The 21,369-nt window shown below is 71.9% G+C and carries 9 protein-coding genes and 2 pseudogenes; 1 reads left to right on the top strand and 10 read right to left on the bottom strand.

What is annotated here, in order from left to right; genetic code table 11:
* Positions 1-10: 10 nt before the first annotated feature.
* The 8 genes and pseudogenes from ACZ4WV_RS14430 to ACZ4WV_RS14395 form a co-directional block, all read right to left on the bottom strand.
* Positions 11-277, bottom strand: a pseudogene (locus ACZ4WV_RS14430) (CpXC domain-containing protein); the annotation flags it as partial.
* 307 nt (positions 278-584) lie between these two features.
* Positions 585-836 carry a type II toxin-antitoxin system RelE family toxin gene (locus ACZ4WV_RS14425; RefSeq protein ID WP_465746351.1) on the bottom strand — a complete coding sequence of 84 codons (252 nt, stop codon included), beginning with the start codon at positions 834-836 and terminating at the stop codon, positions 585-587.
* Positions 833-1,090 carry a type II toxin-antitoxin system Phd/YefM family antitoxin gene (locus ACZ4WV_RS14420; RefSeq protein WP_465746349.1) on the bottom strand — a complete coding sequence of 86 codons (258 nt, stop codon included), beginning with the start codon at positions 1,088-1,090 and terminating at the stop codon, positions 833-835. Before ACZ4WV_RS14420 ends, ACZ4WV_RS14425 begins: the two co-directional genes overlap by 4 nt.
* Positions 1,091-1,758: 668 nt before the next feature.
* Entirely contained in the window at positions 1,759-2,901 is a 1,143-nt protein-coding gene (locus tag ACZ4WV_RS14415; protein ID WP_465746347.1) for a hypothetical protein, read from the bottom strand.
* Between the two features lie 49 nt (positions 2,902-2,950).
* A complete protein-coding gene (locus tag ACZ4WV_RS14410; protein ID WP_465746345.1) occupies positions 2,951-6,655 on the bottom strand; it encodes a hypothetical protein in 3,705 nt (1,234 codons plus the stop codon).
* A gap of 46 nt (positions 6,656-6,701) precedes the next feature.
* On the bottom strand, positions 6,702-8,468 hold the full coding sequence (locus ACZ4WV_RS14405) for a hypothetical protein (protein ID WP_465746343.1): 1,767 nt from the start codon (positions 8,466-8,468) through the stop codon (positions 6,702-6,704).
* Between the two features lie 508 nt (positions 8,469-8,976).
* Entirely contained in the window at positions 8,977-13,911 is a 4,935-nt protein-coding gene (locus tag ACZ4WV_RS14400; protein ID WP_465746341.1) for a DUF6603 domain-containing protein, read from the bottom strand.
* Between the two features lie 1,032 nt (positions 13,912-14,943).
* Positions 14,944-15,513: a hypothetical protein gene (locus ACZ4WV_RS14395; RefSeq protein WP_465746338.1), complete on the bottom strand. Its 570-nt coding sequence runs from the start codon at positions 15,511-15,513 to the stop codon at positions 14,944-14,946.
* Positions 15,514-15,834: 321 nt separating this feature from the next.
* Here ACZ4WV_RS14395 and ACZ4WV_RS14390 point away from each other — a divergent pair, with 321 nt between their 5' ends.
* A complete protein-coding gene (locus ACZ4WV_RS14390; protein ID WP_465746336.1) occupies positions 15,835-16,092 on the top strand; it encodes a hypothetical protein in 258 nt (85 codons plus the stop codon).
* A gap of 216 nt (positions 16,093-16,308) precedes the next feature.
* Here ACZ4WV_RS14390 and ACZ4WV_RS14385 read toward each other — a convergent pair whose 3' ends face one another.
* Entirely contained in the window at positions 16,309-16,452 is a 144-nt protein-coding gene (locus ACZ4WV_RS14385; RefSeq protein ID WP_465746334.1) for a hypothetical protein, read from the bottom strand.
* A 99-nt stretch (positions 16,453-16,551) separates the two neighbouring features.
* Positions 16,552-21,342 (bottom strand): annotated as a pseudogene (locus tag ACZ4WV_RS14380) (beta-ketoacyl synthase N-terminal-like domain-containing protein); the annotation flags it as partial.
* Positions 21,343-21,369: the final 27 nt, after the last annotated feature.

Below are 21,369 nucleotides of genomic sequence, written 5' to 3'. Positions count from 1 at the left end.
TCGACGACAGGTGTTCGGGAACCCCGCTGGTGGCCACTTCCGAGCAGTCGTCCCGCACCACCACGACCGGGGCGTCGACCTGCGTGCGTGCTCCGCAGACCGGGCACGTGTGCACGTTCAACCGGCCCAGCACCAAGTCCAGGACGGCCCGCGCGTCACCGGGGAAGTGGATGAATCTCCGGAGCCTGACCGCTGTCCTGACCGAGCACCTCGGGCAGGAGACCTCCCCGTCGTCGCTCCAGGACTCCCCGACCTCATCCGTGCCCCGAACCGACATCCACCCCCGCCTCTCGGACCCAGCCAGCGTAGCTTCGCCGACGGGCGACGAGTAGTCATATCGGCGACTGCGAAGACCAGTCAGCGGGCTGAACACCGTCATCACGGTTGTGCTGAGTGTCGAGCGCAGGGCGTGGGGGAGTCGTCGCCGCCGCGTCCGGCGGGTGATCGAGCCGTTCAGCCCGCCGATCTCGGAGATGCTGCGCAAGCGCCGCACCGGCCGCCGCCGCACCTTCCACATGGTCGTGGCCGGGCCGTCGGGCTCCCGAGGTGTGCCCGGGCGCCGTCATCGGCGCCTGCGCGGGTGGTCAGCCGGTTCGGCCGAGGTGGATCACGACGATGGTGACGGTGGCCTCGGTGATCTCGTACATGACGCGGTAGAGGCCGACGTACATCCGGCGCAGGTCAGGCGAACCGTACTCCGCGGTGCCCGGCGGGCGGGGGGAGTCGACGAGTAGGTCCACGGTGTCCATGACCTGCCGCAGGCCTTCGGGGTCGTCCTTGAGGAACCGGGCGGCAGCGTTGATGGCCGGCTCGTCCCAGATGATCGTGTAGCTCAAGCGGCGGGCCCCAGGCCGAGCTGGGCGCGGACCTGCTCGTGCGGCACGGCCGTGGTCGCGCCGGCCGCCTGCCGGGCCCGGTACTGGGCCAGGGCAAGGGCGTCCTCGAGGTCGGCCAGCTCCTGGGGGTTGATGAGGACGGCGGCGGGCTGGCCGTGGTCGGTGATGGTGATGCGCTCGCGGGCGTGGGAAGCACGCCGGACCAGCGACCCGAGGCGGGCCCGGGCTTCCGTGATCGGCAGGGTGTCACTCATGGCCAAACTGTACACTTCATTCTTCTTCTGTATAGAAGACGCCGCCAAGAGCCCGATGAAGCCGCCGGGGCGGTCACATCACGCGGCACCCGGGAGCCACGGTCACCGGATGGGGCGCGGCGTGCGGCTCCGTGCCGGCTGATCATGCTGACGCGGGCCGGGGTGAGCGGGATCGGTCCTGAGACTCGGCAGCAACGAAGCTCGGCACGGACAAGCAGGACAGGGTGGCGGGGACGGTCGATGGTTGCTCGGTCTTGGCGAGGACGTGTGGGAGCGCAGACGCCGCAGGGGGTGACCTTGCGGCGGTTGTTGTTCAAGGCGGCGTATGGGGATAGGGCGCGGGCTTGGTTCCTCACCCTGCCCGGCGCGGAACCCCAGGCCGATGCCGCCCAGGCGGAGATCCTCCGGTTCCTCTGCCCGGCCCTGGCCACGTGACGGAGGCGCGATGCGCCCCAGCCCTGGCCCCGACGGCCCAGCGACCTCCCCACCGGCCCCGGCCGCAGGAGCGTGACCGGCACCCGTAGGCCCACCACCCGTACAGCGAGAACAACCTCGCGAGGAGAGGGCCACGGCAGGAACACCGCGCCATCCACGAAGCCACGCGGGTTTCGGCCGCCGGCGTGCCGGTTAAGGTCTGTCCGGCGCAGGTGGTCCGGGTGAGCCGCGGCTCAGACCGGGCCCTTCTTGAGCTGTTGCTGGTTCTCGTAACCGAGGGTGCCGGTGTGGAGCTCGCCCCGGATGTACGTCCAGGCCGTCTGCGGGTCTCCTTTGATGATCTCGACAATGCCTTTGGAGAGGCGGATCTTGGAATCGAAGTGGACGTGCCCAGAGTGCACCAGATCGGTGTTGACGCTCTGGACGCGGAGATTTGCGTCCCTCGCGGTGCCGTTCGAGTCCCGCCCGTTGTTGATTCCGATGCCGCCGTTGTCGAGCTCGATCTGGCTCGAGTACAAGTAGCTGCGGATCTTTCCCGTTGTGACGAGCTGGGTGGCCGTGAGCTCTTCATACTCCGGGTTGGTGGCGGTGAGGGTCAGGGTGGCGTACTCGACGACGGTGTGGGCGTGGAAGCCGCCGGGGTCCACGGCGGAGGCCAGGAGGGTGAGGGTGGTGTCCCGGGTGAGCGGAGCGGTGAGTTCGTGGGTCGTCTGGTCGCCCTCCCACAGGATGTCCCCGGTGCTGTTGTGGAGGCGGAAGAAGGTGCCGTTGCTCTCCCAGGTGAGGCGGACCTTCTCGTCCCGGCCGAACCGGGTCTTGGGTACGAGCTTGCGCGCGGTGTCGGTGGCGATGAAGTTGGCCAGGTAGAGCGTCGGCGAGCTGACCGGGAGATGCATGGTCCGCCGGCGCTGGTCCCGGTTTCCCTGCTGGTCCGGGGCGGAGTGTTCCTGGATCCCGTATTCGAGCCGCCCTTCGGTGTGGTGCAGCGGGCCGTGGAGCAGGACGGTCACCGGCTTGCTGAAGGGGGTGTCGGCGCCCTTCTTGCGGGTCAGGACGTAGCGCCAGTACGTGTGGCCGGTCGCCTGGGAGATTTCCGAAGTGGGCGGCGCGATGCTCCAGTCGTCGTTGCTGACGGAGCTGTCGGGCTTGGTGGTGAAGTGGGCGCGGCCGTCGCCTCCGCTGCCGGCGACGGACAGGTCGATCCGGTCGCAGTACACCGTGTCGTTCTTGGTGGGCAGCATGATGCTGAGGGAAAGGCGGTTGTAGGTCGGGATGGTGGGCCCGACGCCCGCCTGGAGGGGGGAGGGGCTGCTCGCAGGGAGGTAACGCAGCAGCAGACGCTTGTCGGGGGTGTCGGAAGGGGTGGGGGTGGACATCGTGTGACCTCTCGATGGGGGGCGACGGGGTGTCATGGATTGACGGATGTCAGGACTTCGGGCGGGGGGCGGTGACGTGCAGGAAGCCGTCTCTGAGCGCGGGCACCGCGTCGGGGAATTCGGCGTCGGGTGGTGCCTGGGTGAGGGCGTGGTGCACCCATGACGGCGTGGCGCGTTCGGACCACGTCCAGGTGGTGTGCTTGCTGTCGGGGTGCGGGACGGGAAGGGCCTTCGTGGCAGCGACGGCCCTTGGCTGGGTGAGCAGCGGGCCGAACGTGAAGGTGGCCTGGAACTGCGGGAAGGCGGTGTCGAGGATCTCGGCCGGTACGCGCAGTTCGGTGGTGGGAGTGAGGCCGGCGGTGGCGTGGACGGGGGCACGGGGGTCGACCAGGAGGAGGAGAGGGGTGGGGTGGGTGTCGGCGAACGCCAGGCTCGGATAGTTGCCGTGCTGGGTGGTCCGGCCGAGGGGTCCGATGGGGACGACGTAGCCGCCGGCCGTTCGGGGCGTGCTGACGCTGTGGAAGCGCTGGAGGTTCCAGTCGGTGCCGGTGTGGGTGTAGTAGCCGATCAGACCGTCGTCGCGGGCGGCCCGGTCGCCCAGGCGCACTGGGAAGCGGTAGCGGGCGAACGGCGGCGTCGGTCGCTTGGTTGGGTCCGTCTCCGGAATGGTGGTCTTCCAGCCGGCGTCGTACAGCGGCGGGCCCTGGAGGGTGAGGCGCAGGTGGGCGGGGATGAGGGCGAGCGGGCGGCCGAGGAGCACCGAGAGGTTCTGGTCGGCGCGGTGGCCGAGCGGGTCGTTGGTCCACAGGGTCGAGTCGATGGCGTCGAGGAAGGCGGTGAAGCTGCCCGCCGTGCGCAGGGCTTCGGAGCCGACTAGGGCGGCCAGGAGTGGTGCGCGCCGTGCCACGTGGTCGAGGGTGGTGATCGGGCCGGTCGGCGGTGGCTGCCAGGCGGCCTGGTCGGCGGCGGTGCGTCGGACGCTGCCGAGGGGTGAGCCGTCGGCCGCGTGCAGCAGCAGGCTGTGGTCGAGGTGGTTGGGCAGCAGCCAGCCGGCGACGGGTGCGGCGGGTGAGGCGGGGGTGAGGTCGAGACGGGCGGGCTGGAGGGCGCGCGGGGGGAACTGCGCGACCGCGGCGACGCGGTCGTTGAGGCGGCGGCTGGCCGGGGTGGCGAGGGGGGTGTCGATGACCAGGGGGAACTTGTCGGCGTCGTGCAGACCGCCTGCCTCAGGGGTGATGACGGACAGGACGCGGCCGAACTTGTCGTAGACGGTGAGGCTGGTGAAGTACATCTGGCCGGAGCGCATCGCGACGAAGGGCGCCGAGTTGCCGGCGTCGAGGTACGCGGTGGTGCTGACCGCGCCGCGGTAGCGGGTGGGGACGGGGCCGTCGGCGCTGCCCTCGGGGTAGCCGACGAGGTCGGCGATGCGCGCGTCGTGGTGCGTGCCGGGGCGGCGGAACGCCCGGGTGTCGCGGGCCGTGAGGCGTTCGTTGAAGCCGGTGAGTTCCTGGGTGAGGTAGCCCCAGCGGTTGATGTCCTTCAGCCAGGTCTCCAGCGGGTGCTGCCCGTCGGCGTGGTAGCGGGTGACCGCGTCGCGGAGGCGGGCGCCGAAGAGGGAGCGGGCGTGCGGGCCCAGGGGGGTGATGCCGTCCACGGGCACGGTGACGAGGTCCTGGCGGCGCGGTTCGCCGGTGTAGTGGTAGTCGGTGCCGTCGAACGTCCAGTACGGACCGCCCGTGCCGTCGGGCGTGTGCGGGATGTGCTGGTAGACGGCCTTCCATTCCAGGAGGAAGGGCTGCCACGGCTGGGACCACGGGGCCAGGCCGAGGGCGGGGAGTGTGCCCCGGTAGGCGCTGCGGGAGGTGATGGCCTCCCGGACGGCCTTCTCGGTGACGGTGCTGTGAGCCTTGGCCAGGGCGGCGGCGTTGCCCGGGTCGAGGAGGAAGTGCTCTTCCAACAGGCCGCAGGTGGGTTCGGGCATGGCGGGGTGGAGGGTGGTCCTGGGCATGCCGCCCTCACCGGTGCACTTCACGCTGATCGTGGTGGTGTTGACGGTGAGCTGCCGGATCAGGGGAGTGGACGCGTCGGAGACCAGGCGGACGGGGAGGGGCTGGTCGTCGACGGTGGTGTCCGGGGGCGGCTGGAGGCCGGCCAGCGCGATGACGGGGTTGGTGGGGAGCCAGTAGGACTGCCGCGGGACGGCCTTGAGGGTGGCCCCGGTGGGCAGCCCCTTGGCCCTGGCGAAGGCCGCGATGCCGGCGCGCAGCGCGTCGTTGCGGTCGGGGTGGCCCGGCAGCGGCTGAGGCACCTTGGCGGCCAGCCCCCGGACCTTCTCGCAGAGGTCGGCGAGGTGCTTGACCATGGTGGTGCCGGTCTCGGTGTACAGCTGCTTCTTCATGGCCGCCGCATCGGGAAGGCCGTCCTCGTCCGGGTAGGGGAAGAGGTTGGGCAGCAAGTGGTACTTGTGCCACAGGGAGTTGACCAGCCACTGGTGGGTGTGCAGTTCCGCGAGCGCGGCGTCCAGCGCCTCCTGGTCGTCGTTGAGCTCGGCGAGCCAGGGCAGCAGCGTCAGGACCTCCGCGGGCGTCTCGGCCGCGGGGGGCGGGTCGACGACCCAGCGGTCTCCTCCGCCGACGGCGGTGAAGGTGGCGTGGTGGAGGCGCCGGGCCACCCGGGCGTCGCCGCCCGGCTCGTCGGCTGTGGGCAGCAGATCGTGGAGGAAGGTGCGCAGCAGCTGGAGTTCGGTGGCGGTCGGTGGCTCCTTGGCCGAGTGCAGGGCGCGCGCGGCCAGGGCGTGGAACGCGTCCTCAGTGGTGTTCCCGAGGGCCACGTCCAGGTGCGCGTCGCGCTTCACCTCGGCCAGCGGATCGGGGCTCGGCGGGCTTCCGGTCGGATCCCACAGGACGGACAGGGCGTTGCCCGCGTAGACGCTGCGGACGGCGCGGGTGCTCGAGCTGGTGCTCCAGCCGAGGCGGGCCAGCAGCTGCGGGTAGTCCTTGTCGGGAGTGTGCCCGGGCGCCAGGACGTCGGCGGCGGGGTTGGCGTACCAGCCGATCAGGCTGTAGCCGAGGGTGTCGGCGGACGTGACGTCGGAAAGGTCGTCGTAGTACGAGAAGACGTTCCCGTTGTGCGGGACGTAGGTGGCGAAGTGGGGGTTGGCGGGGCCGACGGCGGTGAGGAACTGCGGCAGTGCCGGGGCGCGTTCCTGCCATGACTCCAGGGGGAAGGCGAGGCCCAGGGAGACGAGGTTCGTATCCTTCACGTCGTTTCCGTCGCGGTCCGTGACCCCGCCGGGATCCACGTTCCTGCGGTACGGGTCCTGGCAGCGGCCCCAGTCGACGACGACGGCGTCGGGCACCAGGAAGGGACTGGACCGGTCGGGCGAGTGGTTGCCCGCCTTGTCGACGTACGGGCAGTCGCTCTCGATGACCCAGGCCCGGGCCTGGCGGGTCGCGCCGCCGCTGAATCGGGTGAGGAGCCAGCGGTTGGGCACCAGAGGGAAGTCCACGGTGCCGGTGGCGGGGTCCTGGATGCCGTGGCGCAGGCCGGCGGGGAGCGTCCAGTGCAGGTGGACCCCCGTGCCCCGATGCACCTCGTCCTCGCTTCCGGCCTGGCCGGCCTGGGGTTCCGGGCTGCCGTACCACTCGAGCGCCTGGTACGTGGGCTGCCAGGCGCGGAAGGCGTCCCGCTTGCTCACCTGGGCGTTGACGACGAGGGCGTCGAGGGAGAGCGGGACGACGAGTGTCGGTTTCATGCAACGACCCTTCCTGGGGCGGCTCGCGCGGCGGAGCCGGTCGCGGTCACGGGCGGACGAAGGTGAGCGATTCGGGGGAGCGGACCAACTGGCACGCCAGGTCCGCCGCGTCGACGGTGACTGTGGTGTTGTCGTGCAGGCGCGTCAGCTCGCCCGCCAGGTGCTTGCGCAGCGCCATGACGTCGAGGACCCCGGAGGAGCCAGCGGGTCGGCGCAGGTGGTCGGTGATCCGCACCCACACGTTGGTGGCCTTGCCGACCTCGTTCTTCGGTAGGAGGCGGCGCAGCACGACCGACCCGGTGTCGTCGGTGCCGAAGCGGAAGCCGTCCGCCGGCTCGGCGAGCTGCACGCTGTGCGGCGTGCCGTGGAAGAGGCAGAGAAGAACGGTGGGCGAGAGGCGGGCCATCCGCAGGACGGGCAGCGTCGCCTCGCGTCTGGCGTCCTTGAAGGCGCGGACGGCGAGGTGGGGCCAGCCGGAGACGAGGTCGGAGCGCAGCAGCAGCCCGCTGATCGCGGCGAGGTTCTTGAGTGGCGGGGTTTGCTCGGCGACCCCGCGTTCCTCGCTCCGCTGAGCGGCGACGGCCGTCAGCGCGGCGTCGCGGATGACGTCGTTGATCGTCTCGGCCTGGAGGGTGTCGCGGCTGGACTGGGTGCCCAGGCTGAGCGCTCCGCTGACGAGCGCGTGGGCCCAGTTGGCGTCGTACTGGAAGAACCGCAGCGAGGCGAAGGGGAGCATGGCGGGGTTCGGCACCAGGTAGCCGAACGGCACTGGGTGCAGGAGGAGCAGCCGGGCGATCCACCGCGCCAGTGGGGTGAGCGCATCGCCCAGTGCCTCCTTGATCGCCCGCTTTGTCGCGTCCTTGGCCAGGAAGTCCGCGAGGGACAGGGACGACGGCTGGGGTGTCGGCGGCGACCAGCTCTGTGTCGGCCTGGCGGGCCGGCCACCGACCGTGGCCAGCAGCTTGCGCTTCTCCAGGAGGGTGAAGAAGGCCGCCTGGGTGCTCGTCGGCCGGACGCTGTCCGTGGTGGGGAAGTGGACGCTGACCTCCCGGTGGTAGAGCTCGTCGGCGATCGCGCGGGCACGGCGTTTGAGGTCTAGGAGGCGCTGGGCGAAGGCGGTGTCCGCGAGTGCCAGCACGCGGCCGGCCTCGAAGGCCGCGGCCAGGGACAGGTCGAAGGTGCCCCAGGCGGGCTCGTAGGCGGCCAGCGCGTCCGCGGTCCGTGCCGTCCTCGCCCGGTCGACGGTGGCCGGGGCCACCGGTGTGAGCGGGCCGCGGTACCACGCGAAGGTGCTCTCGCCGGAGCGGGCGTGGTAGGGCAGCGGGACGAACCCGTCGGCCAGCCGCTTGCGTACCTGCCGGTGCGCGGTCTCGTCGCGGGTCGCGGGCAGGGGCAGGCGCAGCAGCATCCGTTCGCGGGTGTTCTTCGTCCCGTCCGGTTGGCGGGTGAGCCCTTCGGCGAGGGCGCGGAACGCCTCCCGGTCGTCCCGGCCGGACCAGAACGTCCAGGAGTGCAGCGAGAGCAGGGCCACCGCGGTGTACGCGCCCAGGTCGGGCTTGTCGACGAGGTGTGGCTTGTAGCCCTCCAGGGACACCAGGTGCGCGATGTTCTTCACCGCCGCCGCGCCGTCTGTGGTGCGGGGTGTGGTGGGGAAGCGGTTGGCCGTGACCACGGAGAACAGGCCGTCCTCCCGCAGACCGAGGACCGGGCGGTCGCCGGTGTTGGCCGCGCGGCAGTGGGTGAGGAGGGCCACCTCGGCGGCGCGCGGCAGCAGGCGGGCGAAGTGCGCGGTGGCACTTGGATGTAGCCGCACGGGTCGGTGTCCCGCACCCCCTTGGCCTTCTTCAGGCCGGTGGGTCTGAGCACCGGGGAGCCCGCCTGCGAGAGGAAGGCGCCGACGGTGCTGGAGAGTGTCCGCGTGGGGGACTGCTCGCCGCCGAGCAGCTCGTCGTCGGTGAAGACCAGCAGCGCCAGCCACGGGTGGTCGCGGCTCGAGTCGCCGGGCGCCATTGCGCGTTCCCAGGGCAGCATGGGGTCGGCGAGCACGGCGTGCGGCAGGACGTGGCCGTAGTGGCCGCGGCTGTTGGCCGGGGGTGAGGTGGCGAGCACGCTTCCGGCGTCCAGGGAGAACTGGGCGCCCCGTACCTCGATTTCCTGGACGTTGGTGTACCTGTCGGAGACGGCCGCGCCGTTCTCCTCCAGGATGTGGGAGGCCGTCACGCGCCAGGTGCCGGACAGCAGCGCGGGTGTGTAGTGCGGGTGCAGTTCGATGTCTCCCGGCGCGATGCCGTCGCTCGCGGCATGCCGGAGGGCGTCGGTTGTCACAGGGTGCTCGCCTTCTGGATCAGGGGCTGGTCGTGGAACCGTTGTCCGGCCTCGGCGGCCATGTTCCGCATGCTGTCGTCGGGCAGGACGTGCTGCACCACGCTCTGCGCGGCGTTCCGCAGCTCCGTGCGGTCGGCGCTCACCTTGGTGCTCGTGATGGTGCTGCTGATCGTCTTCACCGCATCCTGGGAGCCGGTGGGGAGGAAGGCGCTGCTGGCGGTGGTGGGCAGCGGCAGCAGCGCGCTGTCCGGCAGCGGTGCGTCCGCGTACGAGCTGATCTTGAACTCCCCGCGCGATGCCGCCAGTTTGGGCCGCGGTGCGCGCAGCTCGTAGCCCGTGTACCGGCGGGGCACGCGCTCCGCACCGGGCCCGGCCGGGGTGTGGGTGAAAGGCTTCGGGGGCTTGCCCCACAGCGCTGCGGGGAGGTCCTGGTGCTGCGGGCGGACGGTCCAGCCGTCGTCGGCCGGGCGGTCGCCGTGGTGGACGGTGACGCGGTGCACGCCGACCAGTCCGGTGCGGTCCATCGGCCGGACGTCGACCGGGCCCTGGGTGAACGTCCGCTTGAGGGGGTCGTCCTGGTCCTTGGTGTCCACGGACGTCGTGCCGACGCGCAGGTGGCTGGCGGGGATCGCCGACTGGGTGATCAGCCGGAGGTCCCTGGCCCGTACGTACCACGTCCCGGTGGCGTCGTCCCTGTGCTCCAGGCCGCTGAGCGCCGTGATCGTCACCACCGCCGACTTCTCCGGCAGCATGCCGGCGACCTCGGCCCACTTCAACGCCGTGACGGGCAGGGCCGTGGGGCCGGCGCCGAAGGAGATGGTCTTGGAGAGCGGGCCGAAGTGCGCGGTGACCGTCCCGCCCGTCGGCGGTCCCCACAATCGCAGGTCGGCGTCGGCGGAGACTCTGATCGTCTTGTGCGTGATCCCCAGGTCCATCCGGTAGGAGGCGCCGACGCTCACCGTGACCTTCGCGGCGAACGCGAACGGCTGCCAGGACATCAGCACGTCCGCCCGGGCTCTGAACCAGGCCCGCACGTCCCCAGAGTGGAAGGAGACGTCCAGGCACATCCCGGCCATCGCGCACGACGGTGTGACCGCCAGGTACGCCTCCGCGGTCACCGACACCGTGTCGCTGACCGCCCAGTCGATCCCCAGCCGGGGTACCGCCGGATAGTGGGCCGGCACCCTGAACGCCGGGTGGTAGCCCCCGAGGGACACCACGAAGTCCCCGGCGTGCGGGCTCGTGCCGAACCATGCGCCGCACGCGAAACCGCCGGTCAGATGACACTCCGGGGTGAGCAGGTAGGAGGTCGGGGACAGCTGCGCCGCCAGGGTGAACACTCCCTCCGTCGGCCGGCACACCCCCTCGATGCCGAGCTCGGCGAACACGTAGGGGCGTGTCGCGGGCAGACCCTCGGCCTTGAGGGGGAGCTGGAGGGTGGAGACGCCGAGCAGCGACAGCACCACCTCGTTGCCGAACTCGGCCGCCACCAGCAGCCGGGAGTCCACGATCTTGAACGAGGTGAACTCCACACCGACCGCCAGCCAGTAGCTGCCTTGTCGCGGTGCGATCCAGGGCCGGGCCCGGCCGCCCTCGACGACCGGCTTGCGGCCCGCGAGTACGTCGAGGACGTCGGACGGCTTGTGCTGCTTGCCCCGGCCCAGCGCGAGCAGCGGAAAGCCGGTCACCTCCTCGACCGTGGGCAACGTCAGCGTCCGGTTGAAGCCGAAGCCCGCCATCAGCCCGGTCAGGTAGGCGAAGGGCGGCCCGCCGAGCGGGCGGCTCAGCTGGGCGAAGACGAACAGCGAGGGCTCACCCGAGGTCAGCTGCGCGTACGAGCCCACTGCGGCCAGCGCGAACGACGGGGCGCTCAACGTGGCCGTTCCGTCGAACTGGAACGCCACGTCCTCGCGGAGCGCGCCCTGCGGCAGCCGCAGCAGCGCGCCGCTGATCTTCACGGGCGGCGCCTGGTAGGACAGCCCGAGCCCGGCCAGGTCGAAGGCGGGCCGGAACCGGTCCAGTCGCGAGCCCACCGCCAGCCCGTCCAGCGAGAACTCCAGCGGGCCCATCGACAGTGCGGCGTCCAGCGCGAACAGCAGTGCGCCCTCCTGGTACAGCAGCCCGACGCGGTTCAGCTGGACCACGCCCAGCTTGCGGTTCACCGTCACCCACGCCGCCGCCGGGGTGGCGCCGCCCCCGTCGGTGGGGGAGACGATGCGGCCCTCCAACACCTCGCCGGCCGCCTCGTGGGGGGCCGGGCCGGGCCGCGGCGGAAGGGCCGGGGCCGGCGGAAGGGCCGGGGTCGACGCGGGTGGGATGCCGGCCGTCAGCGGGGTGGCTCTGCCCTCCACCCTCAAGGTCGCACTGGCCGCCAGCCCCTTCGCGACCCCTGTGCGGGGCAGCGCCGGCGCGGCGGCCTCCGCCAGGGCCCTGTTGACGACTTGGGCCGCGTGCGCCGTGATCGTGCCGGAGCTATAGAGGATCTGTACGTCCTCCAGTCCCAACGCGTCGCCCGCAGGCAGGAGATCACCGACGAGCGGGAGGGCGGACAGGCCGAGGCGCCCGGTCAGGTCCACACCCAGGCAGGTGGTGCGCGTCGAGTCGGCGACCACCCGGACCACCTTCAGTCCCGCGGGCTCGATGGCCAGGTCGGCGGGGATCCGGGCGGCCGCCTCCGGAGCGAGGGCGCCCACCAGGTCACGGAGCGAGAGCCTGCCGCCCCGGCCGGCCATCCGGTACGTTCCCACCAGCACCGAGGTCGTGCCCTCGCGGCGGTGACGCACCTCGAGTGAGAAGTCCCCCACCTGGAGCGTGCCGCCGTAGGTGACCGTCGAGCCCCGCTTGACCGCGGAGAGAGCGGCGTGCGTCGTCATGCCCGGTGCCAGGGCCAGCGACCCGCGGCAGCGGACGGCCGTCTCGTTCCCGCCGTGGGTGAACGACAGGAGCGTCGCCTTCAACGACCGCAGTGGCTCCGGGAAGTCCTTCACCTCGACCCCGAGCGTCTCGGCGGCGGCCGCCAGCAGCTCCTCGTCCGTTCCGGTGACCGTGCCGGAGAACGCCCAACCACCCTCCTGGCCACTGGTGCGCCAGGCACTCACCTTCATGGTGAGCGGCTTCTTGCGGCCGATGGCCACGGTGCCACCGAACCGTGCGCAGACCCGGCTCCCCTCCCGGATCACGAGCAGTTCCAAGGCCTCGACGGTGGGCCCGCCGCTCAGGCTCCAGGTGCCGCCGAGCCGCATCGACAGGCTCTGGGTGCCGCCCAGGCCGGCGGTGAACTCCAGGCCGGTGACGGTCAGCCCGTCTGGAATTCCGTCCCGCGGGGCGCCCAGGCCCTCCAGGAGCTGGCTGAGGGTGAGCGTGGTGAGGAGGGAACCGTTCACTTCCAGGTCCCCGACCCGTACCGCCCCTTGGAAGGCCAGGGTGTGCGAACTCTTCGGCAGGGCGAGCGTCAGCTGGAGCATGATGTCCGCCCAGACCACGGAGAACGTCCTCCGGTCGCCGGAACCCTTCATCAGGCCGTAGGTGAAGCCACTGATGCCGGTGGCCTTGTACACCTTGACGAGCTCGTCCCGAGCAGTCTGGTCCAGCGATGTGCCCCCGGGGAGTCTGCTCGCCAGGTCCGCGAGTGCGAAGGCGTTCTTCGCCGAACGTACCGTCACTTCCCACAGGAGGGGGCCCAGTGCCGCCGCGGACACGGTGACCGCGACGCCCGCGAACGAACCGACGGTGAAACGGAGCGAGGCTTCGCCCGCCGCGGTCACGGTAAAGGTGACCTCGGAAACGGTCGGACGGTGCGCCAACTCGGAGGGCACCACAGACGGCCACGCCTGGGACTGCAGCGCCAGCCGCAGGGTCAGCGCGGTGCCCTCGATCCGTGCCTCGCCGGACCCCGCTCGGCCCTGTGCCTGCTGCTGCTCGAACGTGGCCAGCAGATCGCGCAGCCGCGTCGGCAGCTGGGTGTCCGACGCCTTCAGGGTCGGGGGCGACCCGAGCGTCTTGTTGATGTGTTCCTGGAGCCGCTTGAGGTCCACCGACTCCTGGGCCGGCACACCCGCCGCCCGCTGACCTGCACCGCCGTGGACATCGATACCACTCTTCCCGCCTGACCGCTTCTTGTAGAGGCAGCCATCGCCAATGATCTTCAGCGCGGCAGAACGCGGGAACGGTTTGCCTTGGTAGTCGGCCGATCCTCCCTGGTGTACCGAGCTGATGTCGTTCCACTTCCTGACGACCGTGTCGAAATCCGGGGGCGTCACCTTGAACAAGTGCCCGTCGAATCTCGGTCCGATGGCCTTCGTCTGATCGATCCCCTCTCCCCAGGAGCTCCTCTGGAGTTCCTGGAACCCTCCGAAGCGGGCCATCTCGGAGGTCATCCTCATCAGGAGGTGGGCCGACAGCTCCGCCGCGGCGGTGTCCTTGATGTTGGCGGTCTCCTTGAGCACCGCGTCCCGGTAGCGCACCAGGTCGCCGAGCCATTCGTCCACGCGGCTGGGGCCGAGCTTCGCGTCGGCGATGCCCGTCTGGTACTGGTTGCGGAACCAGCGGTTCTGGTGTTTGGCCTTGTCCGGTACCTTCGTGCCCTTCGGGTGGCGTGGCTCCGATGTCGCTTTTCCGGAGCCGTCCTTGTCGACGAAGGGCACGTAGGGATCGCTGTCATCGACCGTGTAACCGGTGCCGTAGAGACTCCGGGTGGACCAGTAGATCTCGACGGTTCGGTGGCTGCCCGAGACCTCGAACACAACCCTGCAGAGTTCCTCGTCCTCCTTGCCCTGCGCCGGCTCCCGCCACTGCTCGTACCTCTGTCGCAGCCACCGGATCATGTGGTCGTACCGGGCGAAGCGCGGGATTCCGGCGCCGGCCGAACGGAGGACCGCTTCGGCTTCCGCCTGTCGGCCGGTCCGGTATTTCTTCACATCGTCTTTCCCCATGGAAGGCACTCACTTCCCGCTCATGACGAAACGTCAAGGGCCGGCTCTGCGGCCGGAACCTCCGGTGGGAGGGCGATAGTCAGGGGAAGACGAGGGCCCCGGTCGGCCGGAGGCCGAGGATGAGCAGCCGGAAGAGAGCCGGACGAGACGGCAGGTCGGAGGCCTGCGATGACCGCTCCCGAGGAGGAGGTCGTGCGGCGCCCGTGGTGAAGCCTTGCCCAGTGCTCCGGGGTCGGAGGCCCGGTAGGGCACAAGACCACCCGGCCAGCGGAGCCGGGGCGCGTGCAGCGGGGCGAGCTGCCCGGCGCCGGGCGGGGCCCGGTGACCTCGGCTACCACATCACCGGAAGCCGCTCTGGAATCCGCTTCCTGAAGCCCGTTCGTCAGACCAACTGGCTGACCGGGACCGCGAGTTGACCGCTGGAAGGGCGCGCCGTGCCCTACCCGCCGTCGTCCACGGGCGTGCCGGGCCCGAGCCCGAGAAAGTAAGCGAAGGCTTCCGGAGCTTCCTCGATCATGGCCTGCTGCTCCTCGGCCGTCGGACGGTCGCGGTGGTGTAGCAGGTGCGATGGGTTCCTCATGCGGGCTCGCATGTATCCCAGTCTGCGAGAGCCCCGCGACAGCTGCGGACGGCGCAGGAGCATGAGGACTTCGAGCAGGAGCTCATCGACCAGTACCTGCTGACCAAGGTCGGTCTCTGCTGATACGGGAGGCGGCCCGGCACGCTCAGCAGCGGACGCTGTTGGTTGATTCGGGCCCGGTTGCTTCGCCCCATCGATCGGTTGGTCGGCGGGGCGAAGTGCTGCGAAGTGGCTGGTGCGGGCCCGGGGTGTGCCGGTGAGGTGGGCGTCGATGCGGGCGAGGTTGACCGCGGCGCCCCATCGGCTGCATCGACATCCGCACCCACCCCATACGACAACGCCGGCCTTCAAGACCACAACCGGGTCTTGAAGGCCGACGTCATGCTGGGCTCGAATTAACCAACGGCGTCCGCTCAGCAGCGTGCCGGGCCCCTCCCGCGTCGCCGTGTGGCCTACAGGCCGCCACGCTTGGCGGGGAACTTGTGCAGGACAGCCACCACCTTGTCCGGGTGCGCCGGGTCGACAAGGTCGACGGGCTTCTCCAGCTGGTACAGGTCTCCGCGGGACGGGTACTGCGTGAGCGTGGCGCGCAGGATCATCGGCTCCCTGCTCTCCAGCACGAGCGGCTGCTCGCCAGGCTGGTCGATCGTGGCGGTGAACGGGATCACGTCGCGTTCCTCCAGCCGCGGTGGGAACTGCTGCGTCACCCGCAGGGTGCTTTGAGGATCGGTGTCCGCATCCTTCTGTTCGAAGGTCACTGTTCCCCCGTCGGGGAGCTCCGCCGTGACGCGGAAGCCGACGGTCCGCAGCCGGACGCTGTTGGTCGGGTCGGAAGGGTTGGGCTCGACGCGCTGCCTGATGCCGCCCCTGAAGTCGATGCTCACAAGGTGCGTCCCGATCTGGAACGGGGTGTTGACCGCGAGCATCGAGGAGGGGACCTCCGCGCCGAGGGGCGGGAGCGGGGCGGCGGCGCGTTGCGCGATGGAGGACGACACCGCCGGCGCAGCCGTAGCCGTGCCCATGGCGGCAGGACATGCGGCGAGGGCTAGCAGGGCGGTACAGGCTGCGAACGCGCTGCGTGAACGAGGGGACATGGCTCCTCCGAGTCATCACTGAAAGATCAGGTCAGAAGGAGTGCAGCGCACCGGACTGCACCACGCCCGGCTTGATCAGATAAGTCACCCGATGGTGTGAGGGAGCCAAGTGGTGGTATGCCGAAAGGATGGTGGGCCTCGCCGTGTCGTCCAGGAGGACAGGAGGACTGGGGCCCGTGCTGTCGTCCTGCCGAGTTGTTCTGGGCGGCTTCGTTCCCCGTGCCGTCGCCTGGGTCCTATCCTCCAGCGATGCTCATAGGGTTAATGATCGGCTTTTTGGTCGTTGGTCTGGGTCTGGCCTCGTACCAGGCCTTCAAACGGCAGTGGCTCGATGCCGCTCGGCATCTGTGCAGTACCACGATCGGGGTCGCCGGCTACGCGGCGATCCTGCTCCACAAGCCGTGGATCGGCATGGCCGCTCTGCCTGTAGCAGTCGTCGCCACCGTGGCCTACATCGCGATCGCCAGGTCCCAAGCCGCTAAAGCTGTCGCGGCTGACACGACCTGACGAAGCCGATGTCGGGTCGTCCGGAGGCGGCCCCGTCCGCCCAGGCTACTGGCCGTTGGGCCTGTTCGGGGTGGTGAGCGGTGACCGGCCGGCAGGCCGGTCTCCGGCTTGTGGTGCCCGGCAGCACTGGCTGCCGACTGCACCGCGGGGTTGCAACGCGATGTTGTCCTCGTCCTGCGTGGCGAATTCGGCGATGAGGCCGGACAGTGCCCGGTCTTACGGGTGCGCGGCCCATGCCGCGCGCAGGTGGGCGATCCCGCCCCGCAGCACCTGCTCCCGGTCGGCGTGGAAGCCGCGCATCGCCGGGTGCAGCATGCGATCGAGCTCGGCCGGCCGCACGACCTGCTGGCGAGCGACCACATCCGCCGGGTGACCACGGGCGGCCTGCGGATCGGGGACCCGCCGCTGACGGCCGGCGGGCCGGCCGTCAGCGGCGGGAGCCGAGGCCCGAAGCCGCGGTCAGTTCACCCGGTTCACCGTCCGGGCGAGCCACGTCCGGATCGCCTCCGCCGTCGTCGCCACGTGCTCGTCGAGCATCGAGTAGTGGTCTCCCGGGATGTCGCCGGGGCGCAGGTGCAGGGTGGGAACGGCCGTCTCCTCGGGCCGGCCCAGGAAGATGCGCATGTACGCGCCCATCGCCGCGAGCGCGGGCTCGTCGAGCCTGACGGCGGTACGGGCCGCCAGAGCGGTGAGCCGTTCCTCGTCCCTGACGGGGTGGGTGTCCAGCAGCACCACGGCCTGGGCGCCGACGCGCTCGGCGACGGCCTGGGCGACCAGGCCGCCGGTGGAGCGGCCCAGCAGTACCACCGGCCGGCCGAGCCGCCTGATCGAGGCGGCGTGCGTCCGCACCAGCGCCTCCACGTCCTCCGGTACCGGGCCGCCCTCGCACCCCGGGTGCGGGAGCAGCCACAGGCTCGGCAGGTGCCGGGCCAGCGGGCCGTACTCCCCGGGAGGTGAGGCGAAGGCGGGGAAGCAGACGATCGCCGGGCCCTCGCCGTCGCTGAGCCTCGTCGGGGCCGCCGACGGGAGCGTCGCCGCCGACGGCAGCGCCCACGAAGCGGAGACGAGCAGGTGCATGGCCTCCTGGTGGCGGCCCAGCCCGCACAGCTGGTGGTAGAGGAAGGCGAGCGTTCCCGGGGCCGGCGGCGGGCGCAGCTGCTCGGCGATCGCTCTCGGCGTGGGGGAGTCGAACACCACCGTGGCGGGCAGGCGCAGGCCGGTCCGCGCCTCCAGCCTGTTGCGCAGTTCGATCGAGGTCAGCGAGTCGAAGCCGAGGTCGGGGATCGGGGTGTCCGGAGCCACCTCCGGGTAGCTCAGTACGGCGGCGATCTCGGTGCACACCAGTTCCAGCAGGTTCGTCGGCCCGGCCGGTTCCGGTGCGCGCCGTGGCTGCGGCCGGGGGGCGCGGTCGAAGGCGATCGGCACCAGGACCGGCTCGTCGGTGCCCAGCGCCGACTCCAGGAGCGCCACGCCCTCCGCCGGGGTGAGCGGCAGCAGGCCGCCACCGGCGGTCCGGTCGGCCATCATCCCGACCGTCCACGGGCCCCAGGCCAGGGACAGCGCGGGGAGCCCCGCCCGCCGCCGGTGGCGGGCGAGTTCGTCCAGGTAGCTGTTGGCCGCCGCGTAGTTGGCCTGCCCGGCGTGGCCGAGCACGCCGGACGCCGAGGAGAACAGTACGAAGGCGTCGAGGTCCCGGTGCGCGGTCAGCTCGTGGAGGTGCCAGGCGGCTTCGGCCTTGGGGCGCCACACGGTCGCCAGGCGTTCCGGAGTCATCGAGGCCAGGACCCCGTCGTCGAGGACCCCGGCGGTGTGCACGACGGCCCGCAGGTCCTCGATCGAGTCGACCAGTGCGGCCAGCGCCGCCCGGTCGGTGACGTCCAGACGGGTCTCACCGCTGCGGCCGGCGACGACGACGCGCACCCCCTTGTCCCGCAGATGGTCGGCGACCGCCCGGCCCAGCGCGCCGCCGCCGGTGACCAGGACGGTCCCGCGCCAGGCGAAGGCGCCGCCGCCGGCCACGGGGACCAGCTCCGCGCGCTCGGCGACGGTCTGCGGCCCCCCGTCGCCGAGTTCGGCCAGGGTGAACCGGCCGGGGTGCTCCGTCTGCGCGACCCGGACCAGGCCGGCCACCGCCGCTCCGGCGAGGTCGCCGGGCCGCACCAGGACGGTCAGGTGCTCGTGACCGGCCTGCAACTCCCGCAGCGCGAGGGCCAGGGCGGCGGGCGCGTCCCCGGCCGGCACCTCCAGCAGCTTGCCTTGCGGGGGGCCCGGAACCCGCTGCCACTGCGGGCGGAACAGGGAGCCCCGGCCGGTTCCAATCGTCCGCGCCGTGAGCGACTCGACGCAGGCCACCGGTCGGCCCGTCCGGTCGGTCACGTCGATCCGCCCCGCCCGGATGCGCACGCGCAGGGCCGTCGCGCCCCGGGCCAGCACGTGCACGCCGCGCAGGACGAACGGCACCCCACCGGTGAGCAGCCGGGCCGGGTGCAGGGCCGCGTCGAACAGGGCCGGGTGCAGGGCGAACCGTCCGGCGTCGGGGAACTCCCCGCGCACCTCGCCGAAGAGCTCGTCGCCGCGGCGCCACATCCGGCTCAGCCCGCGAAACGCCGGACCGTAGTCGGCGTGGTCGACATCGAGTTCCTCGGCGCCCGGCGGGGGCCACTCGCCGACCTCCACCCGCGGGGCCGGCCCGGAGCCGAGCCGGCCGCTCGCGCAGCGGACCCCGTTCGCGTGGACCTCGAACGGCCGTGCGCCGTCGGGCTCCGCGGGGCGGACGACGACCTCGGCCCGCCGGGTGCGGGGCAGGGGCATCGCGGTGTGCAGGACCAGTTCCTCGACGCCGCCGCATCCGGCCCGCTCCCCGGCGTACAGCACCAGTTCCAGGACCGCCGTGGCGGGCACCAGCGCGGTTCCGTCGACGACGTGGTCGAGCAGCCAGGCGGGGCTGAGGTCGGCGACGCACACCACCTCGCCCGAGCCGGGCACGACGACGGTCGACTCGATCAGCGGATGCTCGGCGCCCCGGTCGAGCCAGTAGCGCCGACGGCGGAAGCCGCGGGTGCCCCGCAGCCGGGCCGCCGCCCGCTCGGGGTCGGTGGTGGGGACGACGCCTTCGACGAGGGCGCCCAGGGTGTCGCCCGGGCCGAGTTCGACCAGGGTGGCGCCGGCGACCGCGGCCACGTGGTCGGCGAAGCGGACCGTCTCGCGCAGGTGCCGCACCCAGTGGCCCGGATCGTCCGGGCGGGCGCCGATGACCGGGATCGCCGGCGGACGGTACGTCAGGCTCTGCGCCACCTCGGCGAACTCCTCCAGCACGGGGTCCATCAGCGGGGAGTGGAAGGCGTGGCTGACGGCGAGCCGGGTGGCGTGCTCGAAACCGGCGGCGATGGCGAGCACGTCCTCCTCCGGCCCGGACACGACGACGGAGTCCGGGCCGGAGACGGCCGCGATCGCGGTGCGCGGGGTGAGCCGGACCTCGCCCTCGGCGGCCCGGAGGGCGACCATGGCCCCGCCCGGCGGCAGCCGCCGCATGAGCCGTCCGCGGGCGGTGACGAGCCGCGCCGCGTCGGGCAGCGACAGCACGCCCGCGACGTGGGCGGCCGCGATCTGCCCGACGGAGTGCCCGATCAGCGCGTCCGGCCTGTACCCCCAGGACTCCAACAGGCGGAACATGGCGACCTCATAGGCGAACAGGGCCGCCTGGGCGACGTCGGTGCGGTGCACCAGCTCGGTGTCGAGCGCCTCCCGCACCACCGGGTCCAGGTGGGCCAAGACCTCCTCGAAGGCCGCGGCGAACACCGGGTGCCGGGCGGCCGACTCCCGCCCCATCCCGGGCCGCTGCGGCCCCTGCCCGGGGAAGAGGTACACCGTCCGCAGCTGCTCGTACTCCTCGACGATCACGTGCGCGTTGGTCCCGGAGATCCCGAACGCCGACACCGCGCCCCGGCGCGGACCCTCCCGCGCCGGCCAGGGCGTCGGCTCGGTGACCAGGTGGACCCGGCCGGCCGTCCAGTCGACCTCGCGGGAGGGCTCCTCGATGTGCAGGGTGGCGGGCACCGTGTGGTGGCGCATCGCCATCACGGTCTTGATCACCCCGGCGACCCCGGCGGCCGCCTGGGTGTGCCCGAGGTTGGACTTGACGGTGCCGACCAGCACCGGATCCGGCCGGTCCTGGCCGTAGGTGGCGAGCAACGCGGCCGCCTCGACCGGGTCGCCCAGGGCGGTGCCGGTGCCGTGGGCCTCGACCACGTCCACGTCGGCGCCGGTCAGTCCGGCGTCGGCCAGCGCCTGCTGGATCACCGCGGCCTGGGCGGGGCCGCTGGGCGCCGTGAGGCCGTTGGAGGCCCCGTCCTGGTTGACCGCCGAGCCGCGCAGCAGGGCCAGGATCGGGTGGCCGTTGCGCACCGCGTCCTCGACCCGCTCCAGGAGCAGCAGTCCCACCCCCTCCGACCACACGGTGCCGTCGGCGGCCGCGGAGAACGGCTTCACCCGTCCGTCGGGGGCGAGACCGCGCTGCCGGCTGAACGCGACGAAGCTGTCCGGGCTCGCCATGACCGTGGCGCCCCCGGCCAGGGCCAGGTCGCACTGCCCGCTGCGCAGCGACTCCGCCGCGAGGTGCATGGTCACCAGCGAGGAGGAGCAGGCGGTGTCCAGGGTGAGGGCCGGCCCGTGCAGGCCCAGGCCGTAGGCGATCCGCCCGGACGCCATGCTGCCGGCCGAACCCAGGGCGATCTGGGGCAGGAGCTCGTGGTTGGTGCCGCGGAACCGGCCGGCGTAGTCGCTGTACATCAGGCCCACGAACACACCGGTGTTGCTGCCGCGCAGCGACTCGGGGGCGATGCCCGCCCGTTCGACCGCCTCCCAGGCCGTCTCCAGCAGCAGCCGGTGCTGGGGGTCGGTGGCCAGCGCCTCCCGCGGTGACATGCGGAAGAACGCCGCGTCGAAGTCGGCCGCGTCGGCGAGGAAGCCCCCGCGCGTCACGTAGCTGGTGCCGACGTGGTCGGGGTCGGGGTGGAACAGCTCGTCGAGGGGCCAGCCCCGGTCCGTGGGGAAGTCGGTGATGGTGTCCTGGCCGGCGGCGACCACCCGCCACAGGTCCTCGGGGCCGGCGATCCCCCCGGGGTAGCGACAGGCCATGCCGACGATCGCGACCGGCTCGGTGGCCCTGGGGGGGGGGGAAGGGCCGCCCCCGGCCCCGCCGGTCCGAGGGTCCCCCCCCGCGCGGGGCGTGGGGTTGTCGAAAAACAGGGACGGGAGCCACGCGACCCCCAAGTCTGT

This window comes from Kitasatospora sp. NPDC029312, from assembly GCF_055569215.1.
This window is presented reverse-complemented; position numbering and strand designations above follow the sequence as displayed.